The sequence below is a fragment of the Arthrobacter sp. 92 genome, from assembly GCF_050260325.1.
GTDB lineage: Bacteria > Actinomycetota > Actinomycetes > Actinomycetales > Micrococcaceae > Arthrobacter.
This window is the reverse complement of the sequence record NZ_CP189863.1, coordinates 1,021,430-1,039,309: the sequence shown is the minus strand read 5'-3', so window position 1 is coordinate 1,039,309 and position 17,880 is coordinate 1,021,430. Positions and strand designations below refer to the sequence as shown.

The 17,880-nt window shown below is 63.0% G+C and carries 16 protein-coding genes; 5 read left to right on the top strand and 11 right to left on the bottom strand.

The features are described 5' to 3' along the window. Positions 1 to 42 precede the first annotated feature (42 nt). The 5 genes from ACP4XC_RS04815 to ACP4XC_RS04795 form a co-directional block, all read right to left on the bottom strand. Complete coding sequence (locus ACP4XC_RS04815; RefSeq protein WP_427173726.1) at positions 43 to 1,113, bottom strand: alkene reductase; 1,071 nt, start codon at positions 1,111 to 1,113, stop codon at positions 43 to 45. A gap of 213 nt (positions 1,114 to 1,326) precedes the next feature. Further along, positions 1,327 to 2,094, bottom strand: coding sequence for an amino acid ABC transporter ATP-binding protein (locus ACP4XC_RS04810; protein WP_427173725.1), 768 nt, complete (start codon positions 2,092 to 2,094; stop codon positions 1,327 to 1,329). Further along, positions 2,091 to 3,077 (bottom strand): amino acid ABC transporter permease, encoded by a 987-nt coding sequence (locus ACP4XC_RS04805; RefSeq protein ID WP_427173724.1) that lies wholly within the window; start codon positions 3,075 to 3,077, stop codon positions 2,091 to 2,093. The genes ACP4XC_RS04810 and ACP4XC_RS04805 overlap by 4 nt, the downstream gene beginning before the upstream one ends. A 6-nt stretch (positions 3,078 to 3,083) precedes the next feature. After that, a complete protein-coding gene (locus tag ACP4XC_RS04800; RefSeq protein WP_427173723.1) occupies positions 3,084 to 3,986 on the bottom strand; it encodes an ABC transporter substrate-binding protein in 903 nt (300 codons plus the stop codon). A 92-nt stretch (positions 3,987 to 4,078) separates the two neighbouring features. Continuing rightward, positions 4,079 to 5,368 carry an alpha-hydroxy acid oxidase gene (locus ACP4XC_RS04795; protein WP_427173722.1) on the bottom strand — a complete coding sequence of 430 codons (1,290 nt, stop codon included), beginning with the start codon at positions 5,366 to 5,368 and terminating at the stop codon, positions 4,079 to 4,081. A gap of 234 nt (positions 5,369 to 5,602) precedes the next feature. Here ACP4XC_RS04795 and ACP4XC_RS04790 point away from each other — a divergent pair, with 234 nt between their 5' ends. After that, positions 5,603 to 7,141, top strand: a complete 1,539-nt coding sequence (locus ACP4XC_RS04790) for a PucR family transcriptional regulator (protein WP_427173721.1) — start codon at positions 5,603 to 5,605, stop codon at positions 7,139 to 7,141. Here the strand turns inward: ACP4XC_RS04790 and ACP4XC_RS04785 are convergent. After that, entirely contained in the window at positions 7,138 to 8,193 is a 1,056-nt protein-coding gene (locus ACP4XC_RS04785; RefSeq protein ID WP_427175019.1) for a 2,3-butanediol dehydrogenase, read from the bottom strand. The two genes, ACP4XC_RS04790 and ACP4XC_RS04785, sit on opposite strands and share 4 nt — an antisense overlap. Positions 8,194 to 8,342: 149 nt before the next feature. Then, positions 8,343 to 10,133 (bottom strand): NAD(P)/FAD-dependent oxidoreductase, encoded by a 1,791-nt coding sequence (locus tag ACP4XC_RS04780; protein WP_427173720.1) that lies wholly within the window; start codon positions 10,131 to 10,133, stop codon positions 8,343 to 8,345. Positions 10,134 to 10,282: 149 nt separating this feature from the next. On the opposite strand from ACP4XC_RS04780, the gene ACP4XC_RS04775 reads away from it, so the two are divergent. Beyond that, on the top strand, positions 10,283 to 11,623 hold the full coding sequence (locus ACP4XC_RS04775) for a GAF domain-containing protein (protein ID WP_427173719.1): 1,341 nt from the start codon (positions 10,283 to 10,285) through the stop codon (positions 11,621 to 11,623). 36 nt (positions 11,624 to 11,659) lie between these two features. On the opposite strand, the gene ACP4XC_RS04770 is transcribed toward ACP4XC_RS04775, so the two are convergent. The 3 genes from ACP4XC_RS04770 to ACP4XC_RS04760 form a co-directional block, all read right to left on the bottom strand. Continuing rightward, positions 11,660 to 12,112 (bottom strand): hypothetical protein, encoded by a 453-nt coding sequence (locus tag ACP4XC_RS04770; protein ID WP_427173718.1) that lies wholly within the window; start codon positions 12,110 to 12,112, stop codon positions 11,660 to 11,662. A 495-nt stretch (positions 12,113 to 12,607) separates the two neighbouring features. Next, the gene (locus tag ACP4XC_RS04765) at positions 12,608 to 13,255 is read right to left on the bottom strand and encodes a DUF6318 family protein (protein WP_427173717.1); all 648 of its coding nucleotides are present in this window, start codon (positions 13,253 to 13,255) and stop codon (positions 12,608 to 12,610) included. Between the two features lie 390 nt (positions 13,256 to 13,645). After that, positions 13,646 to 15,367, bottom strand: a complete 1,722-nt coding sequence (locus ACP4XC_RS04760; protein ID WP_427173716.1) for a purine-cytosine permease family protein — start codon at positions 15,365 to 15,367, stop codon at positions 13,646 to 13,648. Positions 15,368 to 15,540: 173 nt separating this feature from the next. Between ACP4XC_RS04760 and ACP4XC_RS04755 the strand changes: the two genes are divergently transcribed. The 3 genes from ACP4XC_RS04755 (at position 15,541) to ACP4XC_RS04745 (ending at position 17,068) form a co-directional block, all read left to right on the top strand. Then, complete coding sequence (locus tag ACP4XC_RS04755) at positions 15,541 to 15,975, top strand: pyridoxamine 5'-phosphate oxidase family protein (RefSeq protein WP_427173715.1); 435 nt, start codon at positions 15,541 to 15,543, stop codon at positions 15,973 to 15,975. A gap of 100 nt (positions 15,976 to 16,075) precedes the next feature. Further along, positions 16,076 to 16,501 (top strand): very short patch repair endonuclease, encoded by a 426-nt coding sequence (locus ACP4XC_RS04750; RefSeq protein ID WP_427173714.1) that lies wholly within the window; start codon positions 16,076 to 16,078, stop codon positions 16,499 to 16,501. Between the two features lie 207 nt (positions 16,502 to 16,708). Then, positions 16,709 to 17,068, top strand: coding sequence for an Hpt domain-containing protein (locus tag ACP4XC_RS04745; protein WP_427173713.1), 360 nt, complete (start codon positions 16,709 to 16,711; stop codon positions 17,066 to 17,068). A gap of 29 nt (positions 17,069 to 17,097) precedes the next feature. Here ACP4XC_RS04745 and ACP4XC_RS04740 read toward each other — a convergent pair whose 3' ends face one another. Next, positions 17,098 to 17,850 carry a response regulator transcription factor gene (locus ACP4XC_RS04740; protein WP_427173712.1) on the bottom strand — a complete coding sequence of 251 codons (753 nt, stop codon included), beginning with the start codon at positions 17,848 to 17,850 and terminating at the stop codon, positions 17,098 to 17,100. Positions 17,851 to 17,880 lie beyond the last annotated feature (30 nt).

Sequence of the window (17,880 nt, the reverse complement as noted above, 5' to 3'; positions counted from 1 at the left end):
GCGGCAAGGGGGCATGTCACCTCGCCGGGGGTGGTGCTGAACCTAGTTCTGGTACGCGGGGTAGTCGGTGTAGCCCTCGGCACCGTCGGTGTAGAAGGTGGCCTGGTCCGGCTCGTTCAGGGGCAGGCCCTCGCGCCAGCGGCGGACCAGGTCCGGGTTGGCGATGGCCGGCCGTCCGACGACCACTGCGTCGGCGTGGCCGTCGGCGATGAGGGAAACGGCTTCGTCCCGCGTGGTGATAACACCGAATCCGGTATTGACCAGGAATGTGCCGTTGAAGCGCTGCCGCAGCTCCTGGACAAGCTCCCCTGTGGGTTCCTTGTGCAGGATGCTCAGGTAGGCCAGCCCGAGCGGAGCTATGGCATCCACGAGGTGGCTGTACGTTTCGCGGACGTCCGCCGGGTCCAGTTCGACGGCGCCTTGCACGTTGTGCTCAGGGGAAATCCGGATGCCCACGCGGTCCGCACCTACGGCGTCCACCACTGCCCGTACCACCTCTATGACGAACCGGGCCCGGTTCTCCGGGGAGCCGCCGTAGATGTCGTCGCGGTGATTGGCCGAGGGCGCGAGGAATTCGTGCAGCAGGTAACCATTGGCGGAATGCAGCTCTACGCCGTCGAACCCTGCGCTGATCGCGTTGAGTGATCCCTGAACAAATTCCTGGACAACACCCTTCAACTCGTCAGTGGTCAAGGCGTGGGGCACGGGGAAGGGCTGCTTCCCCGTGTAGGTGCGCGTCTGACCCTCAATAGCGATCGCGCTGGGAGCCACAACCTCTAAGCCCCCGTTGGTGTCGCCGTGGGTGACACGGCCGGCGTGCATGACCTGGGCAAAGATCCGGCCGCCCTCGGCGTGGACTGCGGAGGTGACATTGGCCCAGCCCTCAAGCTGTTCCTTCGTCACGAGGCCGGGCTGGCCGGGGAAGCCCCGGCCGGCCCGGCTGGGGTAGGCACCCTCGCTGACGATGAGTCCCAGCGAGGCGCGCTGGCGGTAGTGCTCCACAACGAGCGGTCCGGGCACGCCTTCCTGGCCGGAGCGAACGCGGGTCAGCGGAGCCATCACAAGGCGGTTCGGCAGTTCAAGCTCGCCAAGGGTCAAGGGGGAAAACAGCATGCGCGGTTCCTTTCAAAGTGGATTGTGTCCACTCTCCCCAACTGCCCGGCGCCTGCAACTATTCCGGGTGAGACTCGGATCACTTCGATCGCCGGTCCCCGGCCGCCAGCCGCCGGCCCGGTCGATCGCCGCCCCGGCCCCCCGGTCCCCGGCCCGGATGATCGCCGCACCCGGACCTTTCGCCCTCCCCTTGCAGGACCTTGGACAGGAGCCCTACAGGACCTTGGACAGGAACGCCTTGGTCCGATCATGCTGCGGGTCGTTGAGAACTTGGCGGGGGTCACCGGACTCCACCACAATGCCGTCGTCCATAAAGACCAGGGAATCGGCAACCTCGCGGGCGAAACCCATCTCGTGGGTCACCACGATCATGGTCATTCCGCTTGCGGCCAGCTCCTTCATCACGTCCAGGACCTCGCCCACAAGTTCCGGGTCCAGCGCGCTCGTCGGCTCATCGAACAGCATGAGTTTCGGGTCCATGGCCAGCGCCCGGGCAATGGCCACCCGCTGCTGCTGGCCTCCCGAGAGGTGGGCCGGATAGTAGTCGCCCTTGTCCCCCAACCCGACGCGCTCCAGCAGATCCATGGCCCGCGCCGTCGCTTTGGTTTTGGAGATGCGCTTGACGCGCATAGGCGCCTGGATGATGTTCTCCACCGCCGTCAGGTGGGGAAAGAGGTTGAAACGCTGGAAGACCATGCCGATTTCGCGGCGCTGGAACGCGGCTTCCTTCGGTTTGAGCTCGTACAGCCTGTCACCCTTTTGGCGGTATCCAACGAGCTGGCCTTCCACGGAGAGCCTGCCGGCATCCACCCGCTCAAGGTGGTTGATGCAGCGCAGGAAGGTCGACTTTCCCGAACCGCTGGGACCCACGATGCACAAGACTTCTCCGGCGTTGACCGTCAGGCTGATGCTGCGCAAAACCTTGTTGCTGCCGAAACTCTTTGACACGCTTTCCGCGAGCACCATTGGCATGCCGGTCATCCTTTGCCTCCTACGTCATTGCCTGTGGGCGCGTCAACGGCCAGCGCCGCCGTCGGGCTGGTGGGCGGCGCAGCCTTGTCCGCCTTCCGCCGCCCGGTTCCCCGCGAGAAGCGTTTTTCGATGAAGTGCTGGCCCACCATCAGCACTGAGGTGAAGAGGAGGTACCAGATTGACGCGACGATCAGCAGGGGCACCGGCGTGAACGTCACGGCTGAGATGCCCCGGGACACCCCGTACAGGTCAATACTGAGCGGGATCGCAGCCACCAGCGAAGTTGTCTTAAGCATCGAGATAACTTCGTTGCCCGTGGGCGGGATGATGATCTTCATGGCCTGCGGGACCACCACGTATCGCATGGTTTGCCCCCAGGACATGGCCAACGCCGTGGATGCTTCCTCCTGGCCCTGGTCAACGGAGAGCAGTCCGGCCCGCACGATCTCTGACATGTACGCTGCCTCGTTGAGGGCCAGCCCGATCACCGCAGTGATGAAGAGATTGGTGAAAATGCCGTTTGGAATCGACAGCCACGGATCCATAAACGGTATTCCCACCGTGAACACCGGATAGATCAGCGAAACGATGCCCCAGAAGACGAGCTGCACATAAACCGGAGTGCCGCGGAAAATCCACAGATAGAGCCACGCAACGCTCTTGACCACCGGATTGGGTGAGAGCCTCATAATGGCCAAGACGAGTCCCAGCACGATCGCCGCGACCATCGAATAGACCGTCAGTTGCAAGGTGACCAGGGCCGCCTGGCTGATTCGGCGGTCGAAGAGGTACTTGCCGACGTCGGCCCAACCGTAATCCTCCCGCTGGGCGGCATCAATGATAAAGATAGCCAATGCAAGGACCAGCACGACGGCGGCCAGCGACCGCCAGGGATGGCGCAGCGGGACCGCTTTGATGGCCTCGCCTTCCGGATGGGCCGCTTGAACGACACTTGCCGGCGCGGGCGCGTGGCCGCCGTCAGGAGGATTCACGACCGGTTACCCCTTCGCGGCAACATTGAGCGCCGCAGACTTGACCCCGCCGCTCTGGACTCCCCATTTGGTGAGGATCTTCGTGTACGTTCCGTCATCGATCAGTGCCTGCAAGGCCTTCTGGAGCACCGGCTTGAACTCGCTGTCCTTCGCCACCGGAATGCCGTAGGGCGCTACCTCGAATGCGTCCCCGGCAGCCTGCAGCTTGTCCTTCGTCTGCGAGATCGCGTAAAGCGTGACGGGTGAGTCGGCACTCATTGCGTCAACCTGTCCCACGGCCAACGCATTCGTCGCCTGATCCTGGGCATCGTATTTGAAGATGTTGATTGCCGGCTTGCCCGCGTCCGTGCATGCCTTGGACTTTGCCGGGACCTCGTCGGTGTCCTGGTAGGTGGTGGCCTGCACCGCGACCTTCATTCCACAGGCGTTCTTCGGATCGACGGTCTTGCCCTTTGCGGAGGCCCACTGGATGCCCGCGGAGTAGTAGTTGATGAAATCAGTCTGCTTTTCCCTTTCCACCGTGTCGGTGAAGGAGGACATTCCCATATCGTCCTTGCCCGCCTTGATGGCTGGCAGGATGTTGTCGAAGGTGCCGATGTCGAAGTTGACCTTGAGCCCAAGCACCTGCCCGAGAGCATTGGTCAGGTCCACAGACCAGCCTGCGGGCTTGCCCTGCGCGTCCTTGAACTCGTTGGGCGCGTAATTGTTGGCCATTCCCACGTTGAGTACTCCGGCAGTTTTCATCTTTTGCGGCAGCATTGCGGCCAGAGAATCGTTCTTGGCAACCGACGCGGGCTCACTGGAGGCAGCGGATCCTTTGCTTGCTTCCGGAGCCGTGTTGTCGACGCAGCCGGTAAGCATCAGGGCCGCGGCTGCGGTAAGGGCGGGAATGGCGTATCTGGCTCGCATGGTTTTCCTTAGTGTTGGCAATGGAGTTGTTCTTATAAAGCGTTCTGTGGGGCCGTGGTCTTCAAAGTACGGTAAGAACCCGTGGCGGTCGGCTAAGTGGCGGCCAAAAGACCGGTGTCCTTGGAGTCTTTGCCTTCACGGTCCAGGAATTGGGCTGCATATCGGACGTCGCGGACCACTCCCGGACCGCGGTCCTTGAGCTCGGCAATAGAGGAGACCCCCACCAACGTCATGGTCCGGCGCAGTTCCTCGGCAAATATGTCGATGATGCGGCTGACGCCCGGGGATCCGGCCGCGACGAGCCCATAGAGGTAGGCCCTGCCAATGGAACAGGCATCTGCGCCGAGCGCGATGGCTTTGACGATGTCGCTGCCCCTGCGGATTCCGGAGTCAACGTAGATCTCCATCCGGTCCCCAACCCTCTGACGTGATTCCTGGAGGACGTCCATCGGGCTGAGCATGTGGTCCAACTGCCTGCCGCCGTGGTTACTCAGTTGCACCGCATCGAGGCCGATGTCCGCGGCGCGGGCCACATCGTCAGGGTTGACGCAGCCCTTGAGGACGATCTTGCCCTGCCAGGCTGCGCGCAGTTCCTCAAGTTCATTCCAGCCGCTGCTGGCGTCCGAGTGGCCAAGGATCTGCTGCCACATAGACGGCGTCACTACCGTTGACGGCTGATTGCCGGACTGGAGGTTGGGGAATGTAATGCCTTCGGCCCTAAGAAAACCGGTCCACCAGCCCGGGCGGGTGGCAATATCGACGAGGGTGGACAAGGTCAGTGCCGGCGGCGCAGTGAAGCCGTTGTGGAGATCCCGTTCCCGGGAGCCCAGGGCCCGGGTGTCCACGCCTACGATCAGGGTCCGGTAGCCCGCCGCTGCGCACCTTTCCAGCTTGGCGTCCCTCGCTCCGGCATCAGCGGACAGGCCAAAATTGAACCAGCGGTCCAGGTCGGGGTAGTGCTCGGCAACGGACTCCATGGACACGGTGCTTAGGCCGGCGAGGCTGTAGGGTACCCCCGCTTTCAGGGCAGCCTTGGCGACTGCAAGTTCTCCTTCGGGGTGGAAGAGACGCGTTGCCCCTGTGGGCGTCAGGGTTAGCGGCAGCGAACACTGCTGGCCCAACAGTGAGGTGCCCGTATCGGGGCCGGATACCGGGCCCCAGCTCGGCATCAGGCCCCATCCGTCGAAGACGGCACGGTTGCGCCGGAGGGTCACCTCGTCCTCGGAACCACCATCCAAATAGTCGAAGATCCCCGCGGGAAGCACCCGACGGGCGGCATTTCGGTATTCCTCCACGTTGTACGCGTTGGCCAGTACGCGGCGTCGCCGTGACATCACCGGTGCTTTGATCTGGACCAGCTGCCTGGCGTCAGCGAATTTCAAACGGAACCTCCCCTGGTGAGCGTGTGCTCTTGGGTTCAGCCTAGAAAGCTATAGCCTGTGTCGACATAGACAATCCGACAAGGTTAGGTCCTCCAGGTTGTGATCAAATACCAAGCTCCCGATCGGAGTCCGAATGCCTCCAGGCGAGCGGCGGCGGGCACAGGCGGAGACCGTCTGCCGACCCTTGCGGCGGTGGCCCGTGCGGCGGGGCCCGAGTTCGTAAGTCTTGTGGAGATGCCCGCCGGCGACCTGCAAACCGTCTCCGGGTCCGTGCTCATTGATCCCACGGCGAGGCCTTTGCCATTTCCGGGTGCCATCGCCCTGGCTATCGGTCTCTCAATGTCGGGCAAGCGGCTCGAGTCCAAGCTCCAGGAAATCAAGGACGCCGGCTATGTGGCGGTGGTTTACAAGGCCAACGGCGTTTCGGATGAAGGACTGCGCCTCACCGCGCACACAGTGGGCATGGCGTTGTTCCGCGCCTCGGACTCGGTTCCGTGGGACCAACTCATGGAAATCATGAACGCGGCGGTGGCTCCCCACAGGGAATCGGGCCGCACTCTGGTGGACATCCGCCCCGGGGATTTGTTCGATCTTGCGAACACGGTGGCCTCCCAGGCGGGCGGCGCCGTCGCCATTGCGGATCCCGAGCAGACGATCCTGGCCTATTCCACACTGCCGGACCAGCCCATCGACGATACCCGCCGTGATTCAATCCTCCGGCTACAGGTTCCGCGGAGCGCGGAAAACGACGCCGATTATCGCCGGGTGCACGCGGCCAGGGACGTGGTGAGCGTACCGAATGAGGAACCCAGCCTCCGGCGCTCCGCCATCGCCATCCGGGCCGGGGACGTCGTCCTCGGATCCCTCTGGCTCCTTGAGACCGCGTCGAACCCCAACGAGGACGCCGCGAGATTCCTGCGCGAGGCGGCCAACGTGGCGGCCCTTCACATCCTGCACAGGCGGACGGCCTACGTCTCCACGCTGACTCGCCAGATCGACCTGGTCAAGCCGCTACTTTTTGAACCCGGGAGGGTGGAACTCGCCGCCATCCGACTTGGGATTTCCGCTGACACTATCCGGATAGTGGCCGTGAGCGTTTGGCCTCCGCAGGCCAACGCACCGGACACGCTGCAGTCCCGGCTGAGGCTTTTCGACATTGTCCGGACCGCCTGCGCGGTCCGGCTCCCCACGGCTGTCTGTGGGCTCGCCGACAACATCGTCTACATAGTCTTGCCGCAGAACACCGCGAAGTCCCGCCAGTTCCAGCACGATACCGTCCTCCGGATTGTCCACAACACCCGCCGCCTGCTAGACCGGCCGGTCCTGGCCGGGGTGGGCCGCACCACTCCGATCGCGAGATTGGAACAGTCACGCATGGACGCCGAGGAGGTACTGGCTGAGCTGCTGCGCAATGCCGATGAAGGCCGGGTGCACGTTGATTCGAAGGATGTTGTGGCGGACCGCGACTCGCTCGGTTCCCGACTGTACCTGCGTCAGATTGTGACCGAACTTCATTCTTCCGGCCACTTGCCCGGCATCTACGCCGGGCAAGTGGCGGAGCACGATGCTCTGAAGAAGACCGCCTTCGAAGAAACCGTCCGCGTCTACCTTGACTGCGGCGGCAATGCCATTGAGGTGGCCAAACAACTTGGGGTTCACGTCAACACGGTGCGCTACCGCATCTCCCGGGTGAAGGCGCTCTTCGGCTTCGACCTTGCCGACGCTGAAACCCGGCTCTTGCTGTGGTTGCAGTTGTGGGCCCGGCACAACTAGGGATGCACGATGATCTTCACTGCGGTGTCGTTGTGGTTGATCAGCGTGTCGAAGCCCTTGTCCACGAGGTCTTCCAGGGCAATTCTTCCGGTGATGAACGGTTTGAGGTCCACTTTCCCCTCCCGGACGAGCTTGATTACCGCGGCGTGGTCACCGCGGTAGGCGATGGTCCCCCGCAGATCTATCTCCTTGAGGACAATCTTCTGCATGTCCACGGTTGCCGGACGTCCCCAGATGGACACGTTGACCACCACTCCGGCGGGCTTCACGACGTCGAGCATCGTGTCCAGGACCGCGTTCACGCCGGCACATTCAAACGCCGCGTCCGCGCCGGCGCCGCCGGTCAGTTCCAGCACCCGTGCCTTGACGTCATCGGTGCTGGGATCCACGACGTGATCCGCGACGCCGGAGGAGCGGGCCTTTTCCTTGCGCGCGGCGGATAACTCCGTGACCACCGTGGTGATTCCCAGTCCCTTGAGGACGGCTGCGGTCAGCAGCCCAATGGGCCCCGCACCTCCGATGACGGCGGTCGCGCCGGCGGTCAGCCCGCTGCGGCCCACCGCGTGATGGGCAACGGCCAAGGGCTCGATGAGTGCGGCCTCGTCCAGTGGAATGTCCCCAATCGGGTGCACCCAGCGGGCGTCGACCACAATCTTTTCGCTCAGGCCCCCGCCTCCCCCGGCCAATCCGATGAATCCGAGCTTGGTGCACAGGTTGTAATTCCCCTCCCGGCACGGCCCGCACTCACCGCAGACAAAGTAGGGCTCCACCACCACGTTATCCCCCACGGCAAGTCCGGAGACGCCGTCGCCCACTTCTTCGATGGTGCCGGAGAACTCGTGCCCCAGGGTGACGGGGGCTGCTTCACCGGTAAGGACGTGGGGATGGCCCGGCGCCGGCGAGAAGATGGGCCCCTCGAGGAACTCGTGCAGATCGGTGCCGCAGATGCCGCACCAGGCGACACTGATCTTGACTGCCCCGCTGCGGAGATCCGGTTCAGGAACGTCTTCAATCCGCAGATCCTTGCGGGCATGGAATCGTGCTGCTTTCATCATGTTTCCCCTTCGAATTACCCGCTGTGGATGCGCCCGACCAGGCGCATCCACAGCCGTGATTGTCACAACAGGTAGCCGACACCCTCAGTCTGGCCGCCGGGAACGCCCTTGTCACGGCCTCTCGGTCAGCTGTCACGGACCCCTGGTCAGCGTGTGTGGTGCGTGGGCTGGAGTTCGTAGACGGGAGTAGGGAGGCCCTCCATCCTGGCTTTGAGCTGCAGGGCAAGGTAGTTGGAGTAGTGGCGGCTCTGATGCAGGTTGCCGCCGTGAATCCAGAGGTTCTCCACGTTGGTGGGTTTCCACATGTTGCGCAGTTCCCCTTCCCACGGTCCCGGGTCCTTGGGAGTGTCCGAGCCGAACCCCCAGCACTTGCCCACAGCGTCCGCGACCTCCGGCGAGACGAGATCCGCAAGCCAGCCGTTCATCGAGCCGTATCCTGTGGCGTAGATGATGACATCAGCTTCGAGCTCCTTGCCGTTGTCCATGACCACCGCGTTGCCGGTGACCTCGTTGACCTGTCCGTTGGCGAGCTTCACCCGTCCGTCGATAAGCAGCTGCGAGGCGCCGACGTCGATGTAATAGCCTGAGCCCCGCCGCAGGTACTTGAGGAACAGGCCTGAGCCGTCCACACCGAAGTCCAGGTCAAAGCCGGCGGCTTCCAGCTGGGAGTAGAACCCGGCGTCACGCTTGGCCATCTCCTGGTACACGGGGATCTGGGCCTCCGGCAGGATCCGGTATGGAAGCGACGCGAACAAGAGGTCGGCCTTTTCGGTGGTGACACCGTTTGCCAGGGCACGTTCCGAATAGAGATCGCCGAGGGCCAGGTCCATCAGGGACTCACTCCTGGCAATGTGCGTGGACGAGCGTTGGACCATGGTGACGTCGGCGCCGTGCTCCCACAGGTCGGCGCAGATGTCGTGGGCCGAGTTGTTGGAGCCAATCACCACGGCCTTCTTACCGGTCCAGTCGCCGCCGCCCGGGTGCTTGGATGAGTGGTACTGCTGCCCCATAAAGGACTCCGCGCCATCGAAGGTGGGCACGTTTGGATACCCCGAGACGCCGAGCGCGAACACGAGCTGCTTGGGGCGCAAGGTGACGGGTTCGCCGTCGCGCACCACCTCGACCACCCATTCCTGGGACGCGTCATCAAAGCGGGCATTGGTGCACTCGGTCTTGGACCAATAATTCAGTTCCATGATTCGTGTGTAGTGCTCCAGCCAATCTCCGATCTTGTCCTTGGCCGCGAAGACGGGCCAGTCGTCGGGGAACTTCAGGTACGGGAGGTGGTCGTACCAGACGGGGTCGTGGAGGTGGAGGGATTTGTAGCGGTTCCGCCACGAGTCTCCGGGACGTTCGTTCTTCTCGATGATGATGGTGGGGACGCCGAGCCTGCGCAGTCGCGCGCCCAGCCCGATTCCGCCCTGGCCGCCGCCGATGATGACCGTGTAGGGCTGATCCTCATAGCCAAGGCGCGCCTCGTGCTCCTCTTTGAGTTCCAGCCAGGACTTGCGGCCTTTACTGATTTCGTGGGCCACGCCCTTCTCCCGGTTGGGACCTTTCTTTTCCTCGAAGCCCTTGAGTTCCTTCATGGTGGTGAGGAGGGTCCAGCATTTGCCGTCGCGAAGGCGCAGATGGGCATATCCGCGTGCCTGCGCGGTTTCAAAGTCCACCCATGCTTCGGTGGTCGCGGCATCGCCCGTGGCGTCCTCGGCCAAGGCCCAACCGCCGGGCCGCACATGGTCGAGGGTGGCTTCCAGCATTCGTTTGATTGCCGGTCTTCCCTCAAGGGTCTTGAGGTTCCAGGTGAAGGACACAAAATCGCGCCAATACGATTCGTCCTCGAACAGTTCAAGTGCGGCATCGATGTTCTTGCTGCGCAGCGCCTCATCGAACTGCGCCAGCCAGGCTTCCACGATGCCGTTTGGTGTCTCAGGCATAATTCCTCTTTCCATTGCTGACGGTGGGCCACTCCTGATCCGCGCCGTACGACCATCCAGTGACCCGCATCACAAGTAAATGCCGCGGAGGGTTACAATCGGGTTACACGGGCTGGGCAAGGATTCGATGGCGAGTTTGGAGATTGCGCATGCGGCAAGGCAACGACGCCTCGATGCACGTTCGCGATCTCAGGTTCACCTCCCCGGCGGAGTTCGCCCGGACGCTGCGCAAGGCACATGAGGCCACGATCGCCGGCAATCCCGATCCCCACATTTCGGCCTCCCTCATCAGATCGTGGCAGCGTTCCCTGGCGCTCGGCATCAACCCGGACCAGCATCGGCCCGTTCACCGGCACGAAGTTTCCGAGGCCCGCTCACTCAGCGCAGGGCACCGGCTGGCCGCCGTGATGCCAGCCCTATCCCAGCTGCTGGCCGATGAATCGGTCGCCGGACCGCATCTGCTGATCGTCACGGACAAGCAGGGCGAAGTGCTGTGGCGCGTCGGGAGCCGGCAGGCGCTGAGACTGGCGGATTCCTTGGAGTTTGTGGAAGGCGCCGACTGGTCCGAGTCCGGCGTGGGCACAAACGCCATCAGTGAGGCCCTGGTGACGGGGGCGGAGGCCCAGCTGTTTTCCGCGGAACACCTGGTGCGCAGCCATCATGACTGGGCCTGCACCGCAGCCCCCATCCGGGATCCGCTCACGGGCGAAGTGGTGGGTGTGCTGGATGTATCCGGTCCGTTCGAGTCAGTCACCCCTGACAGCCTGCGCCTGGTGCGGTGCGGTGTCCGCCTCGCCGAAGAAATGCTGAAGACCGCCAGCGCCGGCGTCGCTGGCCGAGCGCCCGGGGCGCATGGGCAGAGTTCGTGGGACGGCCGAGGAACGCCCGACGGCGCGGTCCGGCCAACGCTTTTCCTCCGGCTGCTGGGCGACAGGCCCTCCGCCGAGCTCGACGGCGGTGCCCGGCTCCCGTTGACACTGCGACGAGCTGAGATCCTGGCGCTGCTTGCCTCGAGGACCCAAGGCTGGAGCGCGGATGAACTGGCCTACCACCTGCATGGAGAAGACGGGGCGGCCGCCGCGATCAGGACAGAAATGTTCAGAATCCGCAGCCTCCTGGGAAACGTGGTGGACCCCAACCCCTACCGCTTTACTGCTGGGGTCCACGTCGTAACGGACGCTTCCCTCGTGGCCGGCCACCTCCGCGAGGGCCGGGTAGAGGAGGCTGTTGCTGCCTACCCGGCCAAACTGCTCAACAGATCGGCCAACCTGTCCATCGAACTGATGCGGGACGAACTCAACGAGGCAGTGGGGTCCTGCGTACGATCAAGCGGAGACGCCGGACTCATCATGCGTTGGTGCGGAAGCGACTTGGGCGCAGCGGACACTGCGGCGGCCGTGGCAATGGGGCGCCTTATCGGGCCACATGATCCCCGTTATCAGCTGGCCCGGGCCCGAGCCGACCGGCTGGACCGGGAACTTCAGGACTGACGGCTACTCCGGTTACGGTGCTGTTGGCTGCACTGGCTACGGCGCAGAAGGGACTCCGGGGCAACCCTGGCCCTGGGGATTCCTGATGCAGTCGTCCGCGTAGTTCCGGGTGATGGTCCGCCAAACACTGATGGTCTGCGGGGGTGAGCCGAACTGGCCCTGGCCCGGGATGGGCAGAGGGGGCCCGTCGTTCACCGAGTAGGTCCCCTGGAAGTGGGTCGTCAGGACAATCCGGTAATCGCCGGTCTGCCCATAGATGTGGCTGGTACGGGTCTTCTCTCCCCAGCGCTCCTGCGGGAGCGGGCCGCCCGCTGACGTAGTCGGCCCAAGCGAGGCCCCGTCACCATAGTCGAACGAATATTGGGCGGGGGTGGCGATGATATGAATTCTTTGGCCAAGAATGATCACATCGAACTGCTGTTCCTCTGCGTTGGCATAGACGTTGGTCTCGGCTCCCCGGAGCGTGTGGGGACTTGGTTGAACAGACAATTGGGAAGCCTTGACGGGCAGGTTGCGGAACTCATTCAGTATCCGTGCCGCAATCCGTGGCAGGAGATCTTCCGGGCTCTGGTCATAAAGACACGATGGCCCGGTTCCGTTTGGCGTCCAGTCCGTCCAATCGGGATTCTGTATCGCTTTGGGCGCCACTTTCCAGATCACGGGGATCCCGGCTTTACCGTCCTCCCCGCGGGGCGGGCATTGCTTTTGTCCCTGCAAACACTTCACACTCAGATTGTTCTCATCGATCTGGCATTGCAGGTCCGCCTTGTACTGATTGGGGTCATCATTGACCTGACCGGGGACCGCCGGAACAGGGAGCCCCGTGTCTTTATCAATCGCCCAAACATCGGCCCCTACGGCAATTCCTTTGTCCTCGTAGCCGATGACAATCGGAGGCTCGTCGGCGTGAGAGACCGCCGGCGCGATAGCCAGAAGCAACGCAATGGCAGTGGCTGCCCGGAGCCTTGAGACCCATTGCATCGTTTATCGAATCAGCCCGAGGTCGGTGAATATCCAACCGTTTCCGCCGAAAGCTGCAGTTGCTTGACTCGCGGTATTCGTGGCCTTGGTAGCTTCCTGGTAGAGACTTCCATCAGGTTTATGAATCCCGATTTCCTTCTGAACGACCTGAACCGTTGCATGGGATACCCCGGGTGAGAGCTGTACCGTTACGGACGGCGTATCAATAGTTCCGCCCTCTACCCACCGGCCATCCCGCCATGCAGCCGCGACACCCTCACGCAATCCATCACAGAATACGCAGTTAGGACCGCTTGCAGCCATCACGAGAGCCGTATCGCCAGTCTCGTACGCGTAGCTGAGTGTTGAGTACCAGTACTTCGCGAATGCCTCCAGCCCCTCCTTGGTCTGCGACTTGGCGGCCTCGGGCAGCACCGGCACGGGAACATTCTGGGCTTTGCCCTTCGCGTCGGCCGGTTTATAAACAGCAGCCGGTGTGGGCGTCAGGCTCGGCGTGGTGGAGGCGGACGTGGAAGGTCCCGGCGCGGGGGACGTTGCCTGGGCTCCGGGAGCAGTGCCGCCGCTGCAGGCGGTGAGCCCCACCGCGCCCGCGGCGAGAAGGGCGGCAATGAAACCGTGCGGCCGGGCGGAAGACCAAGTGCGAGATGTCATGGGCAGCTATTCCCCCGATAGTTTTCAAGACGTCCGAGACCGGCTGGTAAATCCGAATACAAATCCAAACAATGATTAAAGGGTAACCGAGGTCACACTTTCCCGTTCAGAGTTATCCACAGACACCACGCTCGCTCCCACTACCGCCCTTCAGACCGACAGCCACGCAGTCGCCGCCGCCCCGCTGGACTGCCATCCCGCCCCGCTGGAACTGCCAAGCTGCCAGTCGACTGCTGAGTAGTGACGCACCAAGTCGCCGCCGACCCTCCAGTCCCACGGCATGAAGCCCGTCACGCCAGCGGGCCCGGACGTTCTCCCGTCCGGGCCCGCTGCGCCCAAGCGCCTGCCTGCCTGCGGCCGGCAGATACAGCAGCCAGCTCGCAGCCTCCGCTACTTCTGCGCCGGCAGCACCAGGCTTCCCTTTGTGTCAGTAGACAATGCGAGCGATGACACGAACTGCGGCTCGCCGTCGGGCCCGTCCTCCGCGGAGCGGATCATGTCCGGACGCTCGAATTCGATGCCCGTCACATGGCACAACAGCCTGGCGTCACTGGGATTCCCGTCGGCGTCGAACATCGGCAAATCAATGCCGTCGTCGGTGCGGCGGAGGTAGTACTTGCCTTTGGTCGCCGTGGCGAGGATGGGCGGGAGGACCAGTGCCAGTCCCACGGCAAAGACCGGCGAGTACGGCTGGATGCCGGCGCCGAACGCCCCGAAAAAGACCTCGATCGAAATTCCCGCTGAGACGAGCATGGATACAAACCCCACCGGGTTGACGGCATAGAGCATGCCGCGACGGAACTCGGGAACCTTGGGCGAAACCTTCAGGAGGTACTTGTTAATGGCGATATCGGACGCGACGGTGACCACCCAGGCCATGGCGCAATTGGCGTAGAAACCCAGGATGGTGTTCAGGAAATCGAACATGTTGGCTTCCATCAGCACGAGGGCGATCACCAGGTTCACCACCACAAAAACCATCCGGCCCGGGTAGGACTTGGTGATTCGGGTAAAGCTGTTGGTCCAGGCCAGGGACCCGGAATAGGCATTCGTCACATTGATCTTGATCTGGGAAATGACCACCAGCACCACGGCCAGCGTCATAGCCAGCCATGCAGGCATCATCTCCTGGTATACGCCCAAGAATTGATGCACCGGTTCATTGGCTGTGGCGGACGCGTCTGGATCCAGCTTGGCGATGAGGTAGATGGCAATGAACATGCCCACGATCTGCTTGATGGCCCCGAAGATCACCCAGCCTGGGCCGGCCAGGATCACTGCACGCCACCACGCGCGGTTGTTCTCGGCAGTTTTGGGCGGCATGAAGCGCAGGTAGTCGATCTGTTCCGCGATCTGGGCCATCAGGGACAAGCACACGCCGGCGGCGAGCATCACGGAAGCCAGGTTGGTTCCTCCGGCGCCTGTTTTTCCGGTGAAGGCGAAGAAGTCGTCGATACTTCCGGGGTGGGAAACGAGGAGATAGGCCACCGGCACAACCATGAGGAGCAGCCAGAGCGGCGTTGTCCACACTTGGAGCTTGGCGAGTGTGTTCATCCCGTAAATCACCAGTGGGATGATGAGGATGGTCGACGCCGCGTAGCCGAGCCACTGCGGAATCCTGAGTCCCAGCTCCAGGCCCTGCGCCATGATGGATCCTTCGAGCGCGAAGAAGATGAATGTGAACGTGGCGAAAATGACGTTCGTGACCACGGAGCCGTAGTAGCCAAATCCGGAACCGCGGGTGATGAGATCCAAGTCAATGTTGTACCGGGCCGCGTAATACGCCAGTGGAAATCCCGTGGCGAAGATAATCACCGCCGCCACCACAATGCCGAGCATCGCGTTTACTGTCCCGTAGGAGATCCCGATGTTGGCGCCGATGGAAAAGTCGGCGAGGTAGGCGATGCCGCCAAGCGCGCTGGTGGCCACCACGCCGGCACTCCACTTCCTGTAGGACCTTGGAGCAAATCGAAGCGTGTAGTCCTCCAGGCTTTCCTTGGTGGCGTTGAGCGCATCGGCGTTTCCCTTTGGACTGGTCCCCCCGGCTCCGCGTTCGACGGCGGTTGTCCCGGCCGCCTCAAGTAACTGCGTGTCCTTAAGCTCATTGGTCATCAGTAATCGCTTTCGTTGTCGGATCGTCCTTGCTGACGCTATCCACGGCGTGCAACGGGCCTGTCTCCAGGCCGTTTCAAAGACGTTACGAATCTGCGGCCGCGCCCAGCAACGAGATGTTTTGTGACCTTAGGGCTCTGGTCTTTGTCCTCGGTGGGTTGAACAATGGGCACATGATGTTCACGCACCCTGATGGCAACCCCATCCTGAATCTGGACGACGACGAATCATGGCGCCTTCTCGAGGGCACCAAACACGGCCGTCTCGTAGTCATCGTGGCCGGCGAGCCCGATATCTTCCCCGTGAACTATGCGGTGGGCGGACGCCGGCTCTACATTCGCACCGCCCCAGGAAACAAACTCGCCGAGCTAACCATCAATTCCAAGGTCCTCTTCGAAGCGGACGGCATTTTGTCCGACGAAGCCTGGTCCGTGGTGCTCCGTGGCAACGCCCGGGTGCTGGACAAGGCCGCCGACATCGCCGAAGCCGAGGCCCTTGGGCTGAAGCCGTGGGTTCCCACGCTGAAGGACTTCTACGTGGAGATCGAGCCGGTGTCAATCAGCGGACGGCATTTCCAATTCGGTGAACATCCAGAACGCGAGATCTAGCTGAACTTCCAGTCCTCCGGCCAATGAGCCGGTTTCCTGGTCCGGCTCCCAGATCCTGCCGCCAGGAAGTTGCCTTCCGCTGGCCGCCTAGACTTAACCCATGGCAGACCAGCTGACCCCGGAGCGGCGCAGCTGGAACATGTCGCGGATCAGGGGCAAGAACACTAAGCCCGAGCTGCTGGTCCGCCGTCTGCTGCACGCGAAGGGCTACCGCTACCGGCTTCACGGCAGTGCGGGCGGCGGCAAGTTGCCCGGAAATCCGGATCTCGTGTTCGCGAGCCGCCACAAAGTCATCTTCGTGAACGGATGTTTCTGGCATTTCCATGACTGCAAGGCGGGCCGGCGCGCCCCAACGGCGAACGCCGAATTCTGGGAGACAAAGCGCACACGCACCAAGAACCGCGATGCCGAGCAACTCAGCCGGCTGGAGACGGCAGGCTGGAAGGTGCTCACCATCTGGGAGTGCGAGCTCAGGGACCGGTCCGCCCTCGAACAGCACCTGGATCAGTTCCTCACCGAAGAATAGATTGTGCCCCTTCGCGGGACGGCGCCTGTTACTCCAGGCTGAACCGGCGGACGGTGGTCTCTCAAGATTGCCGCAAATTTCGCCGGATATCCCGGATACGGCGTTTGGCCGTTCCACCCCGGCCCTACTGTAGATGAGGCAATAACCACCACAGCGAGGGAAGGAAGGAACCAGTTGCCCGGGTCGACGGACACCAACACTCCCTGCGTGGATCCCTCCGTCCTTGCGCTTCTTCGGCGTGAGCTGGAGCCGGATGCGGCGTTTTGCACCGTCTTTGTCGACAGCTACATCCAGCAGCTGCCGCGCCGGGTGGGAAGGCTGCGGTACGCCTTGGACACCATGGACTTCGAGGTTGCCATGGATGCGGTCCTCAGCATCAAGACGTCCAGCCAAATGGTGGGCGCCGCGCATCTGAGCTACCTGGCGGACCAGCTCGAGTCAGTCCTGAGGCTGTTCGGCTCAGATCCTGACACCGGCACCGGAGCGTTGGTGCGGACGGGGCTGCTGGAGCGCATGGATGCCTGCATCGGACAGACGGTGGCGGGGCTGTCATCAGCAGCGGCCTGAACGGCCGGCGGTCCGCGCCCGGCCTGCGGTCAGCGCTCGGCCGGGGCCAGCCTATAGCCAACGCCGCGGACAGTCTGCAGCCACCGGGGGTTCTGCGGGCTATCCCCCAGCTTTTTGCGCAGGTTGCCCATGTGTACCTCGACGGAGCGTTCGTCCGCCTCGGAAATGTAGCCGCCGACGTCGTACGGTTCATCCCGGAGCCGCCTGACAAGGTCAGACTTCGTGCGTACCACGCGGCCAGCCTCCAAGAGGGCGTGGAGCAGGTCGAATTCGGTTCGTGTCAGATGCAGTTCGCGGCCGTCCACCACCACGGTCCGGGACTCATAGCTGAACTCCAGGCCATTGTGTTTGAGCATCGTTACAGGGGCACCGGCGGTAGAGGCGGTCTCCTCGGCCGGGGTCTCCGGCGCCGAACGCGGACGCCGCATCATGGCCGCCACCCGCGCGCGCAATTCCCGGGGCCGGAACGGCTTGGTGAGGTAGTCGTCCGCACCTGATTCCAAACCGATGAGGGTATCCAGCTCCTCGGCGCGGGCAGTTAGCATCACGATGTAGGCGTCCGAGAATTCACGGATCTGGCGCGCCACTTCGAAGCCGTCGATGTCCGGAAGGCCAAGGTCAAGGGTGATCACGGCGGGTTTGAGTTCCTTGGCTGCCAGAACTCCCTCTGCCCCGCTGCTGGCCACCTGTACATTGAAGCCGGCCTGAACCAGAACCACCCGCACCAGCTCACGGATGTCATGGTCGTCTTCGATTACCAGACCCACACGTGATTCACTCATCGCAGCCCCCTCAGTCCGCTCGATACCGTC